The sequence below is a fragment of the Mycobacterium sp. PDNC021 genome (assembly GCF_048282635.1).
Classification (GTDB): Bacteria; Actinomycetota; Actinomycetes; order Mycobacteriales; family Mycobacteriaceae; genus Mycobacterium; species Mycobacterium llatzerense.
Map to the genome: position 1 here is coordinate 1,176,313 of NZ_CP182502.1, position 17,333 is coordinate 1,193,645.

At 68.5% G+C, this 17,333-nt stretch carries 6 protein-coding genes (1 of these 6 running past the window's edge); 3 read left to right on the forward strand and 3 right to left on the reverse strand.

Going from position 1 to position 17,333, the window contains the following annotated elements; translation table 11 throughout:
- Together ACNO8X_RS05430 and ACNO8X_RS05435 are read left to right on the forward strand one after the other, a co-directional pair.
- On the forward strand, positions 1 to 9,917 hold the 3' portion of the coding sequence (locus tag ACNO8X_RS05430; protein WP_418004477.1) for a non-ribosomal peptide synthase/polyketide synthase. 21,070 nt of this gene lie to the left of the window's left edge; only the last 9,917 of its 30,987 coding nucleotides appear in the window; its start codon lies off the left edge, out of view; the stop codon is at positions 9,915 to 9,917.
- Complete coding sequence (locus tag ACNO8X_RS05435) at positions 9,914 to 12,859, forward strand: RND family transporter (RefSeq protein WP_418004478.1); 2,946 nt, start codon at positions 9,914 to 9,916, stop codon at positions 12,857 to 12,859. Before ACNO8X_RS05430 ends, ACNO8X_RS05435 begins: the two co-directional genes overlap by 4 nt.
- Here ACNO8X_RS05435 and ACNO8X_RS05440 read toward each other — a convergent pair.
- The 3 genes from ACNO8X_RS05440 to ACNO8X_RS05450 are packed head-to-tail and all read right to left on the reverse strand — an operon-like array spanning position 12,849 to position 15,466.
- Positions 12,849 to 13,634 (reverse strand): GntR family transcriptional regulator, encoded by a 786-nt coding sequence (locus tag ACNO8X_RS05440; protein WP_418004479.1) that lies wholly within the window; start codon positions 13,632 to 13,634, stop codon positions 12,849 to 12,851. The genes ACNO8X_RS05435 and ACNO8X_RS05440 overlap by 11 nt on opposite strands.
- A 24-nt stretch (positions 13,635 to 13,658) precedes the next feature.
- Positions 13,659 to 14,435 (reverse strand): 3-oxoacyl-ACP reductase FabG, encoded by a 777-nt coding sequence (gene fabG / locus ACNO8X_RS05445; protein WP_418004480.1) that lies wholly within the window; start codon positions 14,433 to 14,435, stop codon positions 13,659 to 13,661.
- A gap of 14 nt (positions 14,436 to 14,449) precedes the next feature.
- Positions 14,450 to 15,466 (reverse strand): phosphotransferase enzyme family protein, encoded by a 1,017-nt coding sequence (locus ACNO8X_RS05450; RefSeq protein ID WP_418004481.1) that lies wholly within the window; start codon positions 15,464 to 15,466, stop codon positions 14,450 to 14,452.
- Between the two features lie 279 nt (positions 15,467 to 15,745).
- Between ACNO8X_RS05450 and ACNO8X_RS05455 the strand changes: the two genes are divergently transcribed.
- Complete coding sequence (locus ACNO8X_RS05455) at positions 15,746 to 17,323, forward strand: APC family permease (protein WP_418004482.1); 1,578 nt, start codon at positions 15,746 to 15,748, stop codon at positions 17,321 to 17,323.
- Positions 17,324 to 17,333 lie beyond the last annotated feature (10 nt).

Genomic DNA, 17,333 nt, shown 5'->3' on the forward strand with positions numbered 1-17,333 from the left:
CGGCGTGGACCTATCGGGAACTGGACGAGGCGTCAGACCGGTTGGCGCACGCGTTGGCCGCCCAGGGTGCGGGCCCGGGCCGGGCTGTGGCCCTGGTGTTCGGCCGCTCGGCCGACGCGGTCATGGCGATCCTGGCGGCGCTCAAGACCGGGGCGGCGTACCTGCCGATCGACCCGGCGCTGCCCGCGGACCGCGTCGAGTTCATGTTCGCCGACGCGGCACCGGTGGCAGTCGTCACCACCGCGGAACTGCTCGACGAGATCGCCGGCCTCGGCGTGCCAGTGCTGGACGTCGCCGCCGCCGGAGATCGCGAAAACGACGTCGCGGCACCACTTTCGGGACCTCGACCCGACGACATCGCGCACATCATCTACACCTCCGGAACCACCGGGCTGCCCAAGGGCGTCGCGGTCACGCACCGCAACGTGACCCAACTCTTCGCGGGGCTGGACCTCGGATTCGAGCTCGGTCCCGATCAGGTGTGGGCGCAGTTCCACTCCTATTCGTTCGACTTCTCGGTGTGGGAGATCTGGGCCGCCTTGCTGCACGGCGGGCGCCTGGTGGTGGTGCCCGACGCGGTGGTCCGCTCCGCAGATGAGTTCCATGCCTTGCTCGTTCGCGAGCACGTGACGGTGCTCGCACAGACTCCGTCCGCGGTGAGTGTGTTGTCGCCGGAAGGCCTGGAATCGATGGCGCTGCTGATCGGTGCCGAGGCCTGTCCGCCGGAGCTGGTGGACCGGTGGGCGCCTGGTCGTGTGATGCGCAATGTCTACGGTCCGACCGAGACGACCATGTGGGTGACCAAGAGCACGCCACTGGCGGCGGGTTCTGGTGCGCCACCGATCGGTTCGCCGGTTCCGGGCGCCGCGCTGTTCGTGCTCGACGCCTGGCTGCGTCCTGTGCGCCCCGGCGCGATCGGCGAACTGTACGTCGCGGGCCGCGGTGTCGGCGTCGGTTACTGGGGCCGATCGGCGCTGACCACAACGCGTTTCATGGCGTGCCCGTTCGGCGCACCGGGAACCCGGATGTACCGGACCGGCGACCTGGCGAGTTGGGGCCCTGACGGGCAGCTGCGGTACCTCGGCCGCGCCGACGAACAGGTCAAGATTCGCGGGCATCGGATCGAATTGGGCGAAGTGCGTTCGGCTCTGGCCGCCGTGGCCGGCGTCGAGCAGGCGGTGGTGATCACGCGCGAGGACCAGGCCGGCAGCAAGCGGCTGGTGGGTTACGTCGTCGGGTCCGCGGATCCGGCGCAGGTGCGCGCGACGCTGGCTCAGCGCCTGCCTGGCTACATGGTCCCGGCCGCCATAGTCAGTCTGGCCGGGCTGACCGCTTTGCCCGTCACGGTCAACGGCAAGCTCGACACCCGCGCGCTGCCGGAACCGGAATACGTTGCGGGCGTATACCGGGCCCCGGCCAGTCTCACCGAGGAGATCCTCGCCGGTGTGTACGCGCAGGTGCTCGGCATCGAGCGGGTCGGTGTCGATGATTCGTTCTTCGATCTCGGCGGAGACTCACTGTCGACGATGCGGCTGGTCGCGGCGATCAATTCCGCATTGGACGTTGATCTTCCGGTCCGCGCGGTGTTCGAGGCACCGACCATCGCGCAGCTGGCTCCGCGCAGCGTCGCGGGTGAGCGCGGCCTACAGCCGCTGACCGCGGGCGAACGTCCGGACGTGGTGCCGTTGTCGTTCGCGCAGAACCGGCTGTGGCTGGTCGACCAGGTGCAGGGACCCTCGCCGGTCTACAACATGGCGACGGCCTTGCGGCTGGGCGGAACGCTGGACGTCGATGCGCTCGGCGCCGCGCTGGCCGACGTCGTCGGCCGGCACGAGAGCCTGCGCACGCTGCTCACCGCACCTGACGGCACCCCGCAGCAGGTGGTGATCCCCGCGACGCGTGCCGATTTCGGTTGGGACGTGGTCGATGCGACGGAGTGGTCGGCCGGCCGACTGCAGGACGCCCTCGAGGCCACCGCGCGCGGCACCTTCGACCTGGCCGTCGATATCCCGTTGCGGGCGCGCCTGTTCCGCGTCGCCGGTGACGAGCACGTGCTGGTGGCCGTGGTGCATCACATCGCTGCCGATGGTTGGTCGCTGCGGCCGCTGGTCGCCGATCTGGGCCTGGCCTACGCCAGCCGATGCGCCGGTCAGGCGCCGGACTGGGCGCCGTTGCCGGTGCAGTACATCGACTACACGCTATGGCAGCGTGCGCAATTCGGCCGTCTCGACGACAGCGGCAGCCGGGTGGCCGCGCAGCTGGCGTACTGGGAGGACGCGCTGGCCGGGCTGCCCGAGCGCGTGCAGCTGCCCACGGATCGGCCCTACCCGCTGGTCGCCGACATGGCCGGTGCGACGGTGGCCGTCGAATGGTCTGCCGAGTTGCAGGAGCAGGTGGCCCGGCTGGCGCGGGAGCACAACGCGACCACTTTCATGGTTGTGCAGGCCGCACTGTTGGCGACGCTCGCGAAGGTCAGTACGAATGCTGATGTCGCCGTGGGCTTCCCGATCGCCGGACGGCGTGATCCGGCTCTCGACGATCTCGTCGGCTTCTTCGTCAACACCCTGGTGCTGCGCGCCGACCTGACCGGCGACCCGACGGTCACCGACCTGCTCAACCAGGTCCGGGCCCGCAGTCTGGAGGCCTTCGAGCACCAGGACGTGCCGTTCGAGGTATTGGTGGAGCGGCTCAACCCCGCACGTAGCCTCACCCACCATCCGCTGGTGCAGGTCATGCTGTCCTGGCAGAACTTCACCGGGCTGACCGATCCGGCCGCCGGTTCGGGGTTGAAGGGTGTCGACGTCACGTCGATCCCCTTGGGCACCCAGTCCGCCCGTATGGACCTGACCTTCTCGCTGTCCGAACGTTGGACTGCGACAGGGCAACCCGCCGGCATCGGCGGCGAGGTCGAGTTCCGGACCGACGTGTTCGACGCCGAAACCGTTGCGGCCCTGATCAACCGGATGGAGTTGCTGCTGGCGGCGATGACCGCCGACCCACAGCGGCCGCTGTCGTCGGTGAGTCTGGTCGACGACGCCGAACAGGCGTACCTCGACACGCTCGGCCACCGCGCGGTCCTGACCGCGCCGGCCGCAGCATCCGGGTCCGTCCCGGAGTTGTTCGCCGCCCAGGTCGCCCGCACCCCGAACGCCGGGGCGCTCACCTGGCAGGGCCGGACCCTGACGTACGCGGAGCTGGATACTGCGGCAAATCAGTTGGCGCACCGGTTGATCGCGCACGGCGTCGGCCCCGGCCAGACCGTGGCATTGCTGTGCCATCGGTCGGCCGAATCGATCGTCTCGATCCTGGCGGTACTCAAGGCCGGCGCGGCCTACCTGCCGATCGACCCGGCGCTGCCGTCGGCCCGTATCGATTTCATGCTCGACGACGCCACGCCGGTCGCTGCCGTCACCACCGGTGATCTGGCCGAGCGGCTGGCCGGGTTCGGCCGACCGGTCATCGACATGGCCGACGCCGACATCGAAAACCAGCCCACCACAACGCCTCCCGCGCCCGACGCGGGTGACGTCGCCTACCTGATCTACACCTCCGGCACCACCGGCGTGCCCAAGGGCGTCGCCATCACGCACCGCAACGTCGTCGGACTACTGGGGCAGCTGCACGACCAACTACCGACGTCCCGCGTCTGGAGCCAATGGCACTCGCTGGCCTTCGACGTCTCGGTGTGGGAGATCTTCGGAGCCCTGCTGCACGGCGGACGCCTGGTCGTGGTGTCCGAGACGGTGGCCCGTTCGCCCGAGGAACTACACGAACTCCTGGTGGCCGAGGGCGTCACGATGCTGACCCAAACCCCCTCCGCCGCAATGATGTTGTCCCCGCAGGGGCTGGAATCGACGTCGCTGGTGGTGGCGGGCGAGGCGTGCCCACCCGAACTTGTCGACCGCTGGGCGACCGACAGCAACAACACGGGCCCCGTCATGATCAACGCCTACGGCCCGACCGAGGCCACGATCTACGCGGCAGTCAGTGCGCCGCTCACGTCGGGTTCACCCACCGTGCCGATCGGCACGCCGGCCTCAGGGGCCGCAGCTTTCGTCCTGGACGAGCGGTTACGTCCGGTGCCGGTCGGTGTGGTCGGTGAGCTGTACGTGGCCGGCTCAGGTGTCGCGGCGGGCTACGTGCGGCGCGGTGGGCTGACCGCCTCGCGCTTCCTGGCGTGCCCGTTCGGCGCACCGGGACAACGCATGTACCGCACCGGCGACCTGGTGCGGTGGGGCAGCGATGGTCAACTGCAGTACCTGGGCCGTGCCGACGAGCAGGTCAAGATTCGCGGTTACCGCATCGAATTGGGCGACGTGCAAACGGCGTTGGCCGGTCTGGACGGCGTCCGGCAGGCCGCGGTGATCGTGCGTGAGGACCGTCCCGGGGACAAGCGATTGGTCGGCTACATCACCGGCACCGCGGACCCGGCCGAGGCGCGGACCGCAGTGGCCAAACACCTTCCGGCGTACATGGTTCCGGCCGCCGTGGTGGGGCTGGCGACGCTGCCGCTGACCCCCAACGGCAAGTTGGACCGGCGGGCACTGCCCGCTCCGACCTACGGCAACGTCGACCAATACCGGGCGCCGGGCACGCCGGTCGAGGAGACGCTGGCCGCGGTCTACGCCGACGTCCTCGGCGTCGAGCGGGTCGGTGTGGACGACTCGTTCTTCGAGCTTGGTGGCGACAGCATCATGTCGATGCAGGTGGTGGCCCGGGCGCGGGCGGCCGGCCTGACCTGCCGGCCGCGCGACGTCTTCGTCGAGCAGACGGTGGCCCGACTGGCGTTGGTCGTCGGGGCCGTCAGCGATGCGGCCGATGTCATCGACGACGGGGTGGGGCCGGTGGTCGCAACGCCGATCATGCGGTGGCTGGCCGGCGTGGACGGCCCGACCGGCCAGTTCAACCAGACCATGGTGGTGCAGGCTCCGGCGGGCGTCACCGAGACCGACGTCGCAATGCTGTTGCAGGCCTTGATGGATCGGCACGCGATGCTGCGCCTGCAGGCCGACGCGAGCTGGGAACTGCAGGTGCCCGAAGTGGGCTCGGTCGATGCCCCGGATTACCTGCGCACGGTCGACGAGCTGACCGAGGTCGCCGTGGTCGCGGCGCGGTCGCGGTTGAACCCGGCGGCCGGCGTGATGCTGAGCGCGCTGTGGGTGGCGCCGGCGCGTCAGCTGGTGCTGATCATCCACCACCTGGCGGTCGACGGGGTGTCGTGGCGAATCCTGTTGGAGGACTTGAACGTCGCCTGGCTGCAGTCCCGTGCGGGCCAGTCGATCGAGATTCCGGCGAACGGCACCTCGTTCCAGCGCTGGGCGCAGGTGCTTGTCGAACACGCCGCCGCGCCTGAGGTGGTTGCACAGGCGGAGGCCTGGCGACAGGTGGCGGCGACGCCGGCGCTGCTGCCGGCCGTTCAGCCGGAGCGGGATACGTTCGCCACGGCCGGGCAGCTGTCGGTCACGCTGGACGATGTCGACACCGTGCAGACGCTGCTGCGCGAGGCACCGGCGGCGTTCCATGTCGGCATCAACGACGTGCTGCTGATCGGATTCGCCTTGGCCGTGGCCGAATTCGTGGGTGGCGGCCGCACCATCGGCATCGACGTGGAGGGCCACGGACGCCACGACGACATCGCCGATCAGCTGGACCTGTCACGCACCGTCGGCTGGTTCACCACCAAGTACCCGGTGGCCGTCACGGTCGCTGACGTGTCGTGGGCGCAGGTGACATCCGGTGACGCCGCGCTGGCCGCGGTGCTCAAGAACGCCAAGGAGCAGCTGCGGGCCCTGCCCGATGGGCTGACCTACGGTCTGCTGCGATACCTCAACGACGCTGTCGATCTCGAAACCGCCGATCCCGCAATCGGATTCAACTACCTCGGCCGACTCGGTGGGTCCGAGCTGTCCGACGAGCTGTGGCAGGTCGGCCGGGACAGTTCGACAGCAGCCGAGATCACCGGCGCGGCCACTGCGGTATCGATGCCGCTCATGCACACCGTGGAGCTCAACGCGGGGACCGTGGACACCGAAGCCGGCCCGCAGCTGCATGCCAATTGGACGTGGGCGCCGTCAGCGCTGGACGGCGAGCAGGTCGAGCGGCTGAGCTGGTTGTGGTTCGACGCGCTGACAGGTATCTGCGCACTGGTCCGCTCCGGTGGCGGCGGTCTGACGCCGTCGGATATCGCACCGGCGCTCCTGGGCCAGCGGCAGATCGACGAGCTCGAGCGCGAGTACCCGGTCGCCGACATCCTGCCGGTGACCCCGTTGCAACAGGGACTGCTGTTCCACGCGGCGCAGTCCGGTGTGGACGCCGATCTGTATGCGGTGCAGCTAGACCTGACCCTGGCCGGACCGCTCGACCCCGACCGGCTGCGGGATGCCGTGCAGATGGTGGCCGAACGTCACCCGAACCTCGCCGCCCGCTTCTACCCCGGACTCGATGTGCAGGTCATCCCGACGGCGCCGGAAATCGCCTGGCGCGTCATCGATCTGACCGCAGCGGTCGGCGCAGACGCCGAGGTGGAGCGCATCCGCGCCGCCGAACGCGCGGCTGTCTGCGAGCTGGTCGACCAGCCGGCGTTCCGGGTTGCGTTGATCCGCATCGGAGAACACCGGCACCGGCTGGTGCTGACCAACCACCACGTCGTGATGGACGGCTGGTCGTTGCCGATCCTGTTGCGCGAGATCTTCGCCTGCTATCACGAGTACCGGCTGCCCGCGGCGGTGCCGTACCGCCGCTTCGTCACGTGGCTGGCCGGGCGGGACCTCCATGCCGCACGCACGGCCTGGGCCGAGGTGCTGGCCGGCGTCGACGACCCGACGCTGGTCGCGCCACGAACGGCAGCAGGTGCCCGCGGCGTGAAATCCGTTGCGCTGTCGGCCCAAACCACCCAGGCCGTCGGCGAGCTGGCACGCTCGCGTCACACCACCGTCAACGTCGTCCTGCAGGGCGCCTACGCACAACTGCTCATGCAGCTGACGGGCCGGCACGACGTCCTGTTCGGCACCGCCGTCTCCGGTCGTCCGACCGATGTGGCCGGGGCGGACTCGATGGTCGGTCTGATGATCAACACCGTGCCCGTGCGGGCCGCGGCCACCGCGACCACCACCGCTGCGGACCTGCTCGACCAATTGCAGGGTGCGCACAATCGGACCCTCGATCATCAGCACCTGGCGCTGGCCGAGATGCACCGAATCACCGGTCAGGACAGGCTCTTCGACACGCTGTTTGCGTACGAGAACTACCCGCTGGGCGCCGCTGCGTCAGGCGGTGTCGGCGAGCTGACCATCACCGAATTCAGCAGCCATGAGCAGAATCACTACCCGCTGACGGTGCAGGCCATGCCGGGCGAGGAACTGGGCCTGCGCGTCGAGTACGACACCGAGGTGTTCGGCGCGGCCGCCGTCGACGCGCTGGTCGAACGGTTCGAGCGGGTGCTCGTGGCCATGACGACCACGCCCACCCAATACCTGTCGTCGGTCAATCTGCTTGCTGCCGAAGAGCACTCGCAGTTGGATCAGGCCGGCAACCGTGCCGCCGCGGCCGCTTCTGTTGCACCGGCTTCGATCCCGGAGCTGTTCGCCGCCCAGGTCGACCGGACACCGGACGCTGTCGCGCTCACTGCCGCGGGCCGCTCGCTGACCTACCGCGACCTCGACGAGGCCTCGAACCGGTTGGCGCACCGGCTGATCAGCCACGGGGCGGGCGCCGGCCAGCCGGTGGCGGTGCTGTTCGGCCGGTCGATCGACGCAGTCGTGGCGATCCTCGCGGTCCTCAAAACCGGGGCGGCCTACCTGCCGATCGATCCGGCACTGCCCGTGGAGCGGCTCGCGTTCCAGCTGTCCGACGCGGCGCCGAATGTCGCGGTCACCACGGCAGATCTGGCCGGCCGGCTGGACGGCTTCGGCGGTGCGGTCCTCGTCGGTGAGGCGGACGAAAACCTGCCCGCCACACGACTTCCGCTACCGGACGTCGACAGTGTCGCGTACCTGATCTACACCTCCGGCACCACCGGCGTGCCGAAGGGTGTCGCGGTGGCGCACGGGAACGTGGCCCGGCAGTTCGGGGTTCCGCTCGCGGGTCTGCCCGCCGACCCGGTGTGGACGCAGTGCCACTCCTACGCGTTCGACTTCTCGGTGTGGGAGCTCTGGGGCGCGCTGCTGCACGGCGGCCGCCTGGTGATCGTGCCAGAGTCTGTGACTGCCGCAGCGGATGAGTTCCAGCGACTGCTCGCCGCCGAACACGTCAATGTGCTCACCCAAACCCCCTCCGCGGCAGGTGTATTGGTGCCCGAGGAGCTGGGACCGCTGGCGCTGCTGCTCGGCGGCGAGGCGTGCCCGGTCGAGTTGATCAACCGGTGGACAGCGTGCCGGCACTCAGTCGTCAACGCCTACGGTCCCACCGAGAGCACGGTGTACGCGGCGATGACGGGAATCCTCACGCCGGGAACAGGTTCGGTGCCCATCGGTGCGCCGGTGCCCGGCACGACGTTGTTCGTGCTCGACGGCTGGTTGCGCCCCGTACCCGCGGGTGTCGTCGGTGAGTTGTACGTCGCGGGCGACGGCGTCAGCGTCGGCTACGCCGGCCGATCGGCGCTGACCGCCGGCCGCTTCGTGGCCTGCCCGTTCCACGGCGCGGGCGAGCGGATGTATCGGACCGGGGACCTGGTGCGGTGGGATACCGACGGCCTGTTGCACTACGTCGGCCGCGCCGACGAGCAGGTCAAGATTCGCGGCTTCCGCATCGAACTCGGTGAAGTACAAACGGTTTTGGCGAGCCTCGACGGCGTGGAACAGGCGGCGGTGATCGCCCGCGAAGACCGCAGCGGCGACAAGCGTCTCGTCGGGTACGTCACCGGCACTGCCGATCCCGCGACGCTGCGCACCCAGTTGGCCGAGCACTTGCCGGCCCACGCGGTCCCTGCCGCGATCGTGGTGCTGTCTGCGCTGCCGGTGACGACCAACGGCAAGCTCGACGTCCGCGCCCTACCGGCGCCCGAATACCGGGCCGGGGCCTACCGCGCTCCGGGCACTGCCACCGAGGCAGCGCTGGCCGCCGGCTACGGAACTGTGCTCGGCGTCGAGCGCGTCGGTGTCGACGAGTCGTTCTTCGACCTTGGCGGCGACAGCATCTCGGCCATGCACCTGGTCGCGGCGGTCCGCGCGGACCTCGGCATCGAGCTGTCGGTGTCGGCCGTGTTCGAGACGCCCACGGTGCAGGCGCTCGCCGAGCGCGTGACGACGGACAGTGCGGCCGCACCCGAGATCGCGCCGGTGCAGGTACTCAAGACCGGTACGGGCGTCCCACTGTTCTGCCTGCATGCGGTGAGCGGCGTCAGCTGGCCGTACCAGGTGCTCGGCGGCTACGTCGACGCCCCGATCATCGGCATCCAGCAACCCGTCACCGACCAACCGCGGTCCATCGGCGAGATGGCAGCGACGTACGCCGACCGGATTCAGGCCGAGCAGCCGTCGGGCCCGTACCACCTGCTCGGCTGGTCGTTCGGCGGTGTGGTGGCGCACGCGGTCGCGGTCGAGCTGCAGCGGCGCGGTGCCGTGGTCGCCCGGCTCCTACTGCTCGACGCCGAGCCGAGCCTGCGCGTCGCCAACCAGGCCGTCGACCGGGATCAGCTCACCGGTGTTGTGGACGGCGGGTTGCTGGACCTGTTGGTGCACAACTTCGACACCAACGTCGCGCTGTACCGGGAGCACGAGGCCGGGCAGTTCCACGGTGATGTCGTGGTGGTCGCGGCCGCCCGGGACGACGCTGATCGCGGCACGTTCCTCGAGCAGAGCTGGCGCGAGCGGGTGACCGGCGACGTTGCCGTGCGCGCGGTGGCGTGCGGCCACCATGAGATGCTGACCGTCGAAGCGCTTGCCGAGTACGGCGAGCATCTGGGCGGTGAGGCAAAGTGAAGGTTCGGTCGGGCATGGGTGTGTTCACCGGGGCTTTCGAGCTGCTGGCGCGGCTGGTGCTGCGCCGGCCGTGGGCGGTGATCGGCGCCTGGCTGCTGCTCGTCGTGGCGCTGTCGGTGGCCGTGCCGCCGTTGATGAAGCTGGCGAGCGACCGCAACCAGGAATTGCTGCCGGCCAACTCGGCGGTGATGGCGGCGACCCGGGACATGACGTCCGCGTTCCACGAACCCGGGATTCAGAACATCGCGCTGGTGGTGCTCACCGACGAGAGCGGACTGACCAAAGCCGACGAAGACGTCTACCGCACCCTGGTCGACAGCCTGCATCGCGATACGCACGACGTCGTGATGGTGCAGGACTTCATCTCCCAGCCGCCGATGCGAGAGGTGTTGGCCAGCAAGGACAACAAGGCGTGGTTCATCCCCGTCGGCATCCGGGGCGAGCTCGGCTCACCGGAATCCAGTGAGGCCTACAAACGCGTCGTCGGCATCGTCGACCACACCGTCGCGGGCTCCACCCTGACGGTCCACATGACGGGCCTGACCGCCACCGTCGCCGAACGCGAACAACTCGGGTTGCGCGACCTGCGGGTCATCGAGACCGCCACGATCGCCATGGTGCTGCTGATTCTCTTTGTGGTGTACCGCAATATCGTCACCATCCTGGTGCCGCTGGCGACCATCACGCTGTCACAGGCCGCCGCGACGCAGGGGGTGGCGGCCCTCGCGACGTGGGGCCTGCCCATCTCGCAGCAGACCGTCGTCTTCATGAGCGCCATGATGATCGGCGCCGGGGTCGACTACGCCGTCTTCCTGATCAGCCGCTACCACGAATACCTCAGGCAGGGACTGACTTCCGACGACGCCGTCGCACGGGCGCTGACCGCCATCGGCAAGGTGATCGCGGCCTCCGCGGCCACCGTCGCGGTGACGTTCCTGGGCATGAGCTTCACCACCCTCAAGGTGTTCTCGACCACCGGGCCGGCGCTGGCCGTCACGATCGCGGTGGCGTTCCTGTCGTCGATCACGCTGTTGCCGGCGATCCTGACGCTCGTCGGACGGCGCGGCTGGGCCCGGCCCCGGAAGGAACTGACCAGCCGCTTCTGGCACCGGTCCGGGATCAACATCGTGCGGCGCCCGGTCGTGCACCTGGTCGGCAGCCTCGTCGTGCTGATCGCGCTGGCCGCCGGCGTGGCCTGGCTGCACACCAGCTACGACGCGCGCACCGCGCTGCCGGCCTCGGCCGAGAGCAACATCGGCATGGCCGCGATCGAACGGCATTTCCCGGCGAGTGTGACTGCACCGCAGTACCTTTTCGTCCAGTCTCCGCACGACCTGCGGACCACCAAGGGGCTCGCCGATCTCGAACAGATGGCGCAACGCGTCGCGCAGCTGCCTGATATCGCCGCAGTCCGCGGTGTCACCCGGCCGACCGGCGCCCCGCTGGAACAGGCCACGCTGAGCTTCCAGGCAGGCGAGATCGGCAACAAGCTCGCCGAAGCCACGTCGAAGATCAATGGCAGCGTCGACCAACGTGAGGCTCTGGTCGGCGGGGCCGGCAAGCTCGCCGACAGCCTGGCCACCGTGCGTACCCAACTGACCAAGACCATGGGCGTAATCGACAACCTGAACAAGAGCATGGCGAGCATCAAGGACCAGCTCGAGAGCTCGGAGGAGTTCCAGGACGCGCAGCGACAGCTGGACAGCGTGCGCAATTCCGGCGACGTGCCGAACATCCCACCCAGGTCGGGCAGTCAGAACTTCCAGGACATGGTCGCGATGGCCGATGCGCTGCTGGCGCAGCGGAAGGACAACCCCGGTTGCGACAGTGATCCGGATTGTGCGGGACAGCGGGACCAACTGCAGCGGCTGTCCGACGGCCTGCACAAGATGCAGCCCTCGTTGGACTCGGCGGCCAAGGCCCTTCGCTCCCTTGGCGGGAGCGGTGGAAGCGGTGCGAGCAGTAGCCCGGGTGGGATGAAGCAGAACATGGCGGCTCTGCAGGAGGGCGCCAACGCGCTGGCCGAGGGCAGCCGGAAGATCGCCGAAGGGCTGCGGGTCCTCGACGACCAGACCAAGCAATTGGGCGAGGGTCTGTCGCACGCCTCGGCGTTCCTGCTCGCGATGAAGCTGCACGCATCCGAGCCAGGCGCGGCGGGTTTCTACATCTCGCCGGAAATCCTGGGCAACGACAAATTCAAAGACCTGGCACGGGTTTTCATGTCGCCGGACGGGCATTCGGCGCGGTACCTGGTCGAGTCGACGCTGAACCCGTACGACACCAAGGCCATGGATCAGGTCAAGGCGATCCTCGCCGCCGCGCAAGGCTCACAGGCGAATACGTCGCTCGCCGACGCGAAGATCGCGATGTCGGGCATGACCCCGTACTACGCGGAGCTGCGGGACTACTTCAACAAGGACCTGCGGTACATCGTGCTGATGACCGTCATCGTCGTCTTCCTGATTCTGGTATTGCTGCTGCGCGCCATCGTCGCACCGCTGTACCTCGTTGGCACCGTGATCCTTTCGTGCCTGTCGTCGCTCGGCATCGGGGTGATCGTGCTGCAGATCTTCGGCGGCCAGCCGATGGCGGCGAGCACGCCGGGTATGGCGTTCATCGTGCTGGTGGCCGTCGGCGCGGACTACAACATGCTGCTGATCTCCCGCATCCGCGACGAATCCCCGAACGGTATCCGCTCGGGCGTCATTCGCACCGTCCGGAGCACCGGTAGCGTGATCACCTCTGCCGGAATGATTTTCGCCGCGCCCATGTTCGCCATGCTGTTCAGCAGCATCGGCTCGATGGTGCAGGGCGGCTTCATCATCGGCGTCGGCCTGCTCATCGACACCCTGATCGTGCGCACCGTCACCGTGCCGGCGCTCGCCGTGCTGGTCGGCAAGTACAATTGGTGGCCGTCGCGCCGGACGGCTGCTACGCCGTAACGGTGAGCTCGACGCGGCCGTCGGTGCCGAGGGTTTCGCGCTCGGACGTCACCGTCGTCTTGGCGACCAGCCGGACGCGGTCCGCCCGGAACAGGTCCTCGGAGTACTCGAACGGCTGACCGTCGGCGTCGCTTGTGACGCGCGTCATCGCCAATAGAGGAGTGCGCGTGGGGATTTCGAGCCACGCGGCCTCACGCGGATTGGCGCTGACGACCTCGATGCTCTCTACTGACGACGCCGGGGCCAGGTTGTAGCGGACCGCCAGAATGTCGTAGATCGAGCCACCGAGGGGCTGCTCCAGCAGGTCGGGCACCCGCTCGGCGAGCAGGTGCGCGCAGTCGACCGACAGCGGGAAACCGTCGGCGTAGCGCAGCCGCTGTACGACGACGAGTTCGGTGTCCGGTTTGACGCCCAGGCGCTGTGCTTCGGTGGCGGTGGCGCCGCGCAACGCCGTGGCGAGCACCCGGCTGCGGGTGGTGGAATGTCCGCCTTGTTTGAGCCGGTTCGGCAGGCCGGACAGTTCGGCGACATTGCGTTCGACGAGCACGGTCTTGATGAAGGTGCCGCCCGCGCGGCCGCCCCGTCGTTCCAGGATTCCGGCGCGGCTCAGGGGAACCAGGGCACTGCGCAGCGTCGCGCGGGACACAGCGAACCGCTCGGCCATCTCGCGTTCGGAGCCGAGGCGGTCACCGGGCCGGAGGGCACCTGCATCGAGCATGCTGACGATGCGGCGCCGCACATCCTCGGCGACCGGGCCGCCCTCGGACTCGTCCATGTCGTTCACCGTACCGACCGACTGTCAGCCCGCGAGGGCGTCCAGGGATTCGGGCAGGATTTGCCCGCCGTCGACGACGATGGACTGCCCGGTGATGTAGCGGGCCTCGTCGGTGGCGAGGAACGCGGCGAGGTGGCCGATGTCTTCAGGGGTACCGAGCGTGCCGGCCGGGATGGACCGGGCCATGCCGGCGAGGTAGTCCTCGCCCATCTCCTGCAGTCCCTCGGTGAGGATGTTGCCGGGCAGGACGGCGTTGACGGTGATTCGCTTGGCGGCGAGTTCGATTGCGGCGGTGCGCATGAAGCCCAGTTGCGCGGCCTTGGAGGCGCCGTAGTGCGACCAGCCGGGGAACCCGGTGACCGGGCCGGTGATCGACGAGGTGATGACGACGCGTCCGGAGCCGCTCTTGGTCAGTGCCTCGAGGCAGGCCTGCACGCTGTAGACGGTGCCCTTGACGTTGACGTCGAGCACGGTGCCCAGGTCCTCGGGCATCATGGTGGCCAGCGGTGCCTCGGGGAAGATGCCGGCGTTGGCGCACAGCACGTCGATGCCTCCGAAGGCGTCGACGGCGGCCGCGGCCATGGCCTGGCAGGACCGGGGATCGGCGACATCGACGGAGACGCCGATGACCTTGCCGGACCCCAGGCCGTCGAGGCCGGCGACTGCGGTGTCGAGGTCGTGCAGCGACCGGGCGGCGACCGCGACGTTGGCCCCCGCGGTGGCGAAGACGGCGGCGATGCCGTAGCCGATGCCCTTGGTGCCGCCGGTGACGATGACGTTCTTGTTGGTGAGATCGAACACGGGTTGTCCTGTCGTCAGTGGATGAGAGTCGGTGCAGCGGCGGGAACGTCGACCCGGAACCAGGATGGGTCGGTGAGGTAGGCCTGCGCCAATTGCGCTGTGCCGGAGGCATATCGGCCGCCGAGGGTCTGTGCAGGCGCGGATTCGGGATGGGAGCCGATCCAGGCCGTGAGCATCAGGCGGCGCAGCATGACGAAGGTGGGGATCTCGACGAGGTCGGCGGCGGGAATGTCGCGGACACTGCGGTACCCCGACAGCCACTCGTCGACGATGCGCGCGGCGCCGGGGGAGTCCTCGACGAACGACACCACGGCACCGAGGTCGGCGAGGTACCACGACCAGCCGCAGTCGTCGAAGTCGATGACGGTGATCTTGCCGCCGTGCACCATCAGGTTCGACATCCGCAGGTCGGCGTGGACCAGCCCGAAGCGTTCGGGCCCCATGCCGTACTCGGTGAGCCGGTCGATGACCTTGCGTTCGGCTTCTTCGATGACGGCGGCGTCCTCGGCCGTCAGGGCCGGGGCGTCACGCCAGTTGCCCCACCGGCCGGCGGCGCCGAGCATGGTGTCGAGATCCCAGCGGAACCGCGTGAAGGTCTCCGGTCGCTGCCAGCGCTGGACGTGCTCGTGCAGTGTCGCGGTGATGGCGCCCAGCTCGCTGAAGCTGATGTCGGAGGCGTCGTCCTCGGCGATGGTGCCCTCCACGAACGTGAACAGATCGACCAGACAGCTCTCGTCGTCGATCCGCGCCTCCACCACGCGGCGGCCGTCGGGAGCCGCGATCACCTGCGGCGTCGTGATGGACGAGTCGGTGCGCAGGCTCTCCATCCAGTCGAGTTCGGATTCGATGGCGGGCAGCGAGTGGTAGCCGGGTCGGTGCACGCGCAGGACCTGTCGCTCATCCTCTGATTCCACCAGGAAGGTGCCGTTCTCCGAGTAGCTGAGCAGCGTGACGGTCGCCGCGTCGAGCCCGTAGTGCTGGAGCGCGGCACGCGCGAAACGTTCGTAGTCGGCGGCGGCCATGTCGCTCATTGTGGCTCTCCTGAACTGGCGGTGTGGGCACGGTCACGTTTTGGTCTGGTCAGTTGTACCGCACTTCGGGCCGAAAGTGAACCAAATCCAAAAATTGGTAACGACGGATTTACGCGCCGGAAACGCGGCAAGATTGGGGTATTGACCACGCTAAACCGGTCTGGTACCAATAGCGCTGTGCCGATGGCCTGGGGGTCCATTGGTCCACTGGATAGCTGAACTGCCGCTCGATAGAGCAGACCAAATAAACCAAAACCAGATCCGGATCGGTTGGCACCCATGAGTGAGATCGACGATTACCCACGAACTGCCCCAGTCACGGCGGCGCCGGATGGCGCCCCCGGAGTGCAGCGGCTCAAACGCGACGCCGTCGGCTTGGTCGGCGTGCTGTTCATGGCGGTGGCCACTGCCGCCCCCATCACCGCGATGGTCGGCAATGTGCCGATCGCCATCGGGTTCGGCAACGGCGCGGCGGCCCCCGCGGGGTACCTGATCGCGACGATCGTGCTGGGGCTGTTCTCCGTCGGCTACGCGGCGATGTCGAAGCACATCACCGCGACCGGCGCCTTCTACGGCTACATCTCCCACGGCCTCGGCCGGGTGGTTGGCCTGTCGGCGGGTTTCCTGACCATGCTGGCCTACGTCGTGTTCGAACCGGCTCTCGTCGGCATCTTCGCGTTCTTCTCCCGAGACCTGTTCACCTCGCTCTTCGGCGTCAAGCTGCCGTGGCTGATGTTCGCGGTGGCGATGATCGTCGCCAATGCCGTCCTGACCTACTTCGACGTCAACCTGGCCGCGAAAGTGCTTGGCGGACTACTGGTTACCGAGATCGTCATGTTGACCCTGATGGCCGGTTCGGTGGTCGTCAGCGGCGGCGGCCCGGAGGGTTGGTCGTTGGGGTCGCTCAACCCGATCAACGGCCTGAAGGGCCTCAATGCCGTCGTGCCGAACGTCAACGGTGTGGGCACCATGGCCGTGGTGGGGTCGGCCGGCGTTGGCCTGTTCTTCGCGTTCTGGTCCTGGGTCGGGTTCGAATCCAGCGCGATGTACGGCGAGGAATCCAAGAACCCCAAGAAGATCATCCCCATCGCGATCATGTCGTCGGTGCTGGGCATCGGTGCCTTCTACGTCGTGGTGTCGTGGCTCGCGATCGTCGGCACCGGACCCGCCAAAGCCATTGCGCTGGCGCAGGATACGAACACGGCCGGCGAGATATTCTTCGGTCCGGTGCGCGACCACCTCGGCGGGTGGGCGGTGACCATGTTCCAGATCCTGCTGGCCACCGGCTCCTACGCGTGCGGCATGGCCTTCCACAACTGCGCGGCGCGTTACATCTACGCGATCGGCCGCGAAGACATCATCCCCGGGACCGCGAAAACCGTTGGGCGCACCCACCACATCCACGGCTCGCCGCACGTCGCCAGCTTCGTGCAGAGTGGCCTCGCGCTGCTCATCGTCGTATGGTTCGCCGTCTCGGGCCGTGACCCCTACAGCGGGCTGTACGGCCTCGGCGCCCTCCTGGGCACCGCTGCCATCCTGATCGTGCAGGCGCTGGCGGCGTTCTCGGTGGTCTCGTACTTCCATGTGCGCAAACAACATCCGGAGACTGCGCACTGGTTCCGCACCTTGGTGGCGCCCGGACTGGGCGGTGTCGGGATGCTCTATGTGATCTACCTGCTGATCAAGAACGCGTCCTTCGCCGCCGGCACTGCATCCGAGGACGTCGTCTTCACCTCGATCCCGTACGTGGTCGGCACCACCGCCACCGTCGGAATCGTCATCGCCCTCGTACTGCGGGCCCGATCCCCGCAGCGCTACGACCGGCTGGGCCGCGTCGTACTCGACGACGAACGCTGAACGCCGCAGG

Coding starts and splice junctions, on each gene's coding strand:
- ACNO8X_RS05450 (WP_418004481.1), bottom strand. CDS start 15,466: ATGAGCGACATGGCCGCCGCCGACTACGAACGTTTCGCGCGTGCCGCG.
- ACNO8X_RS05440 (WP_418004479.1), bottom strand. CDS start 13,634: ATGGACGAGTCCGAGGGCGGCCCGGTCGCCGAGGATGTGCGGCGCCGC.
- ACNO8X_RS05455 (WP_418004482.1), top strand. CDS start 15,746: ATGAGTGAGATCGACGATTACCCACGAACTGCCCCAGTCACGGCGGCG.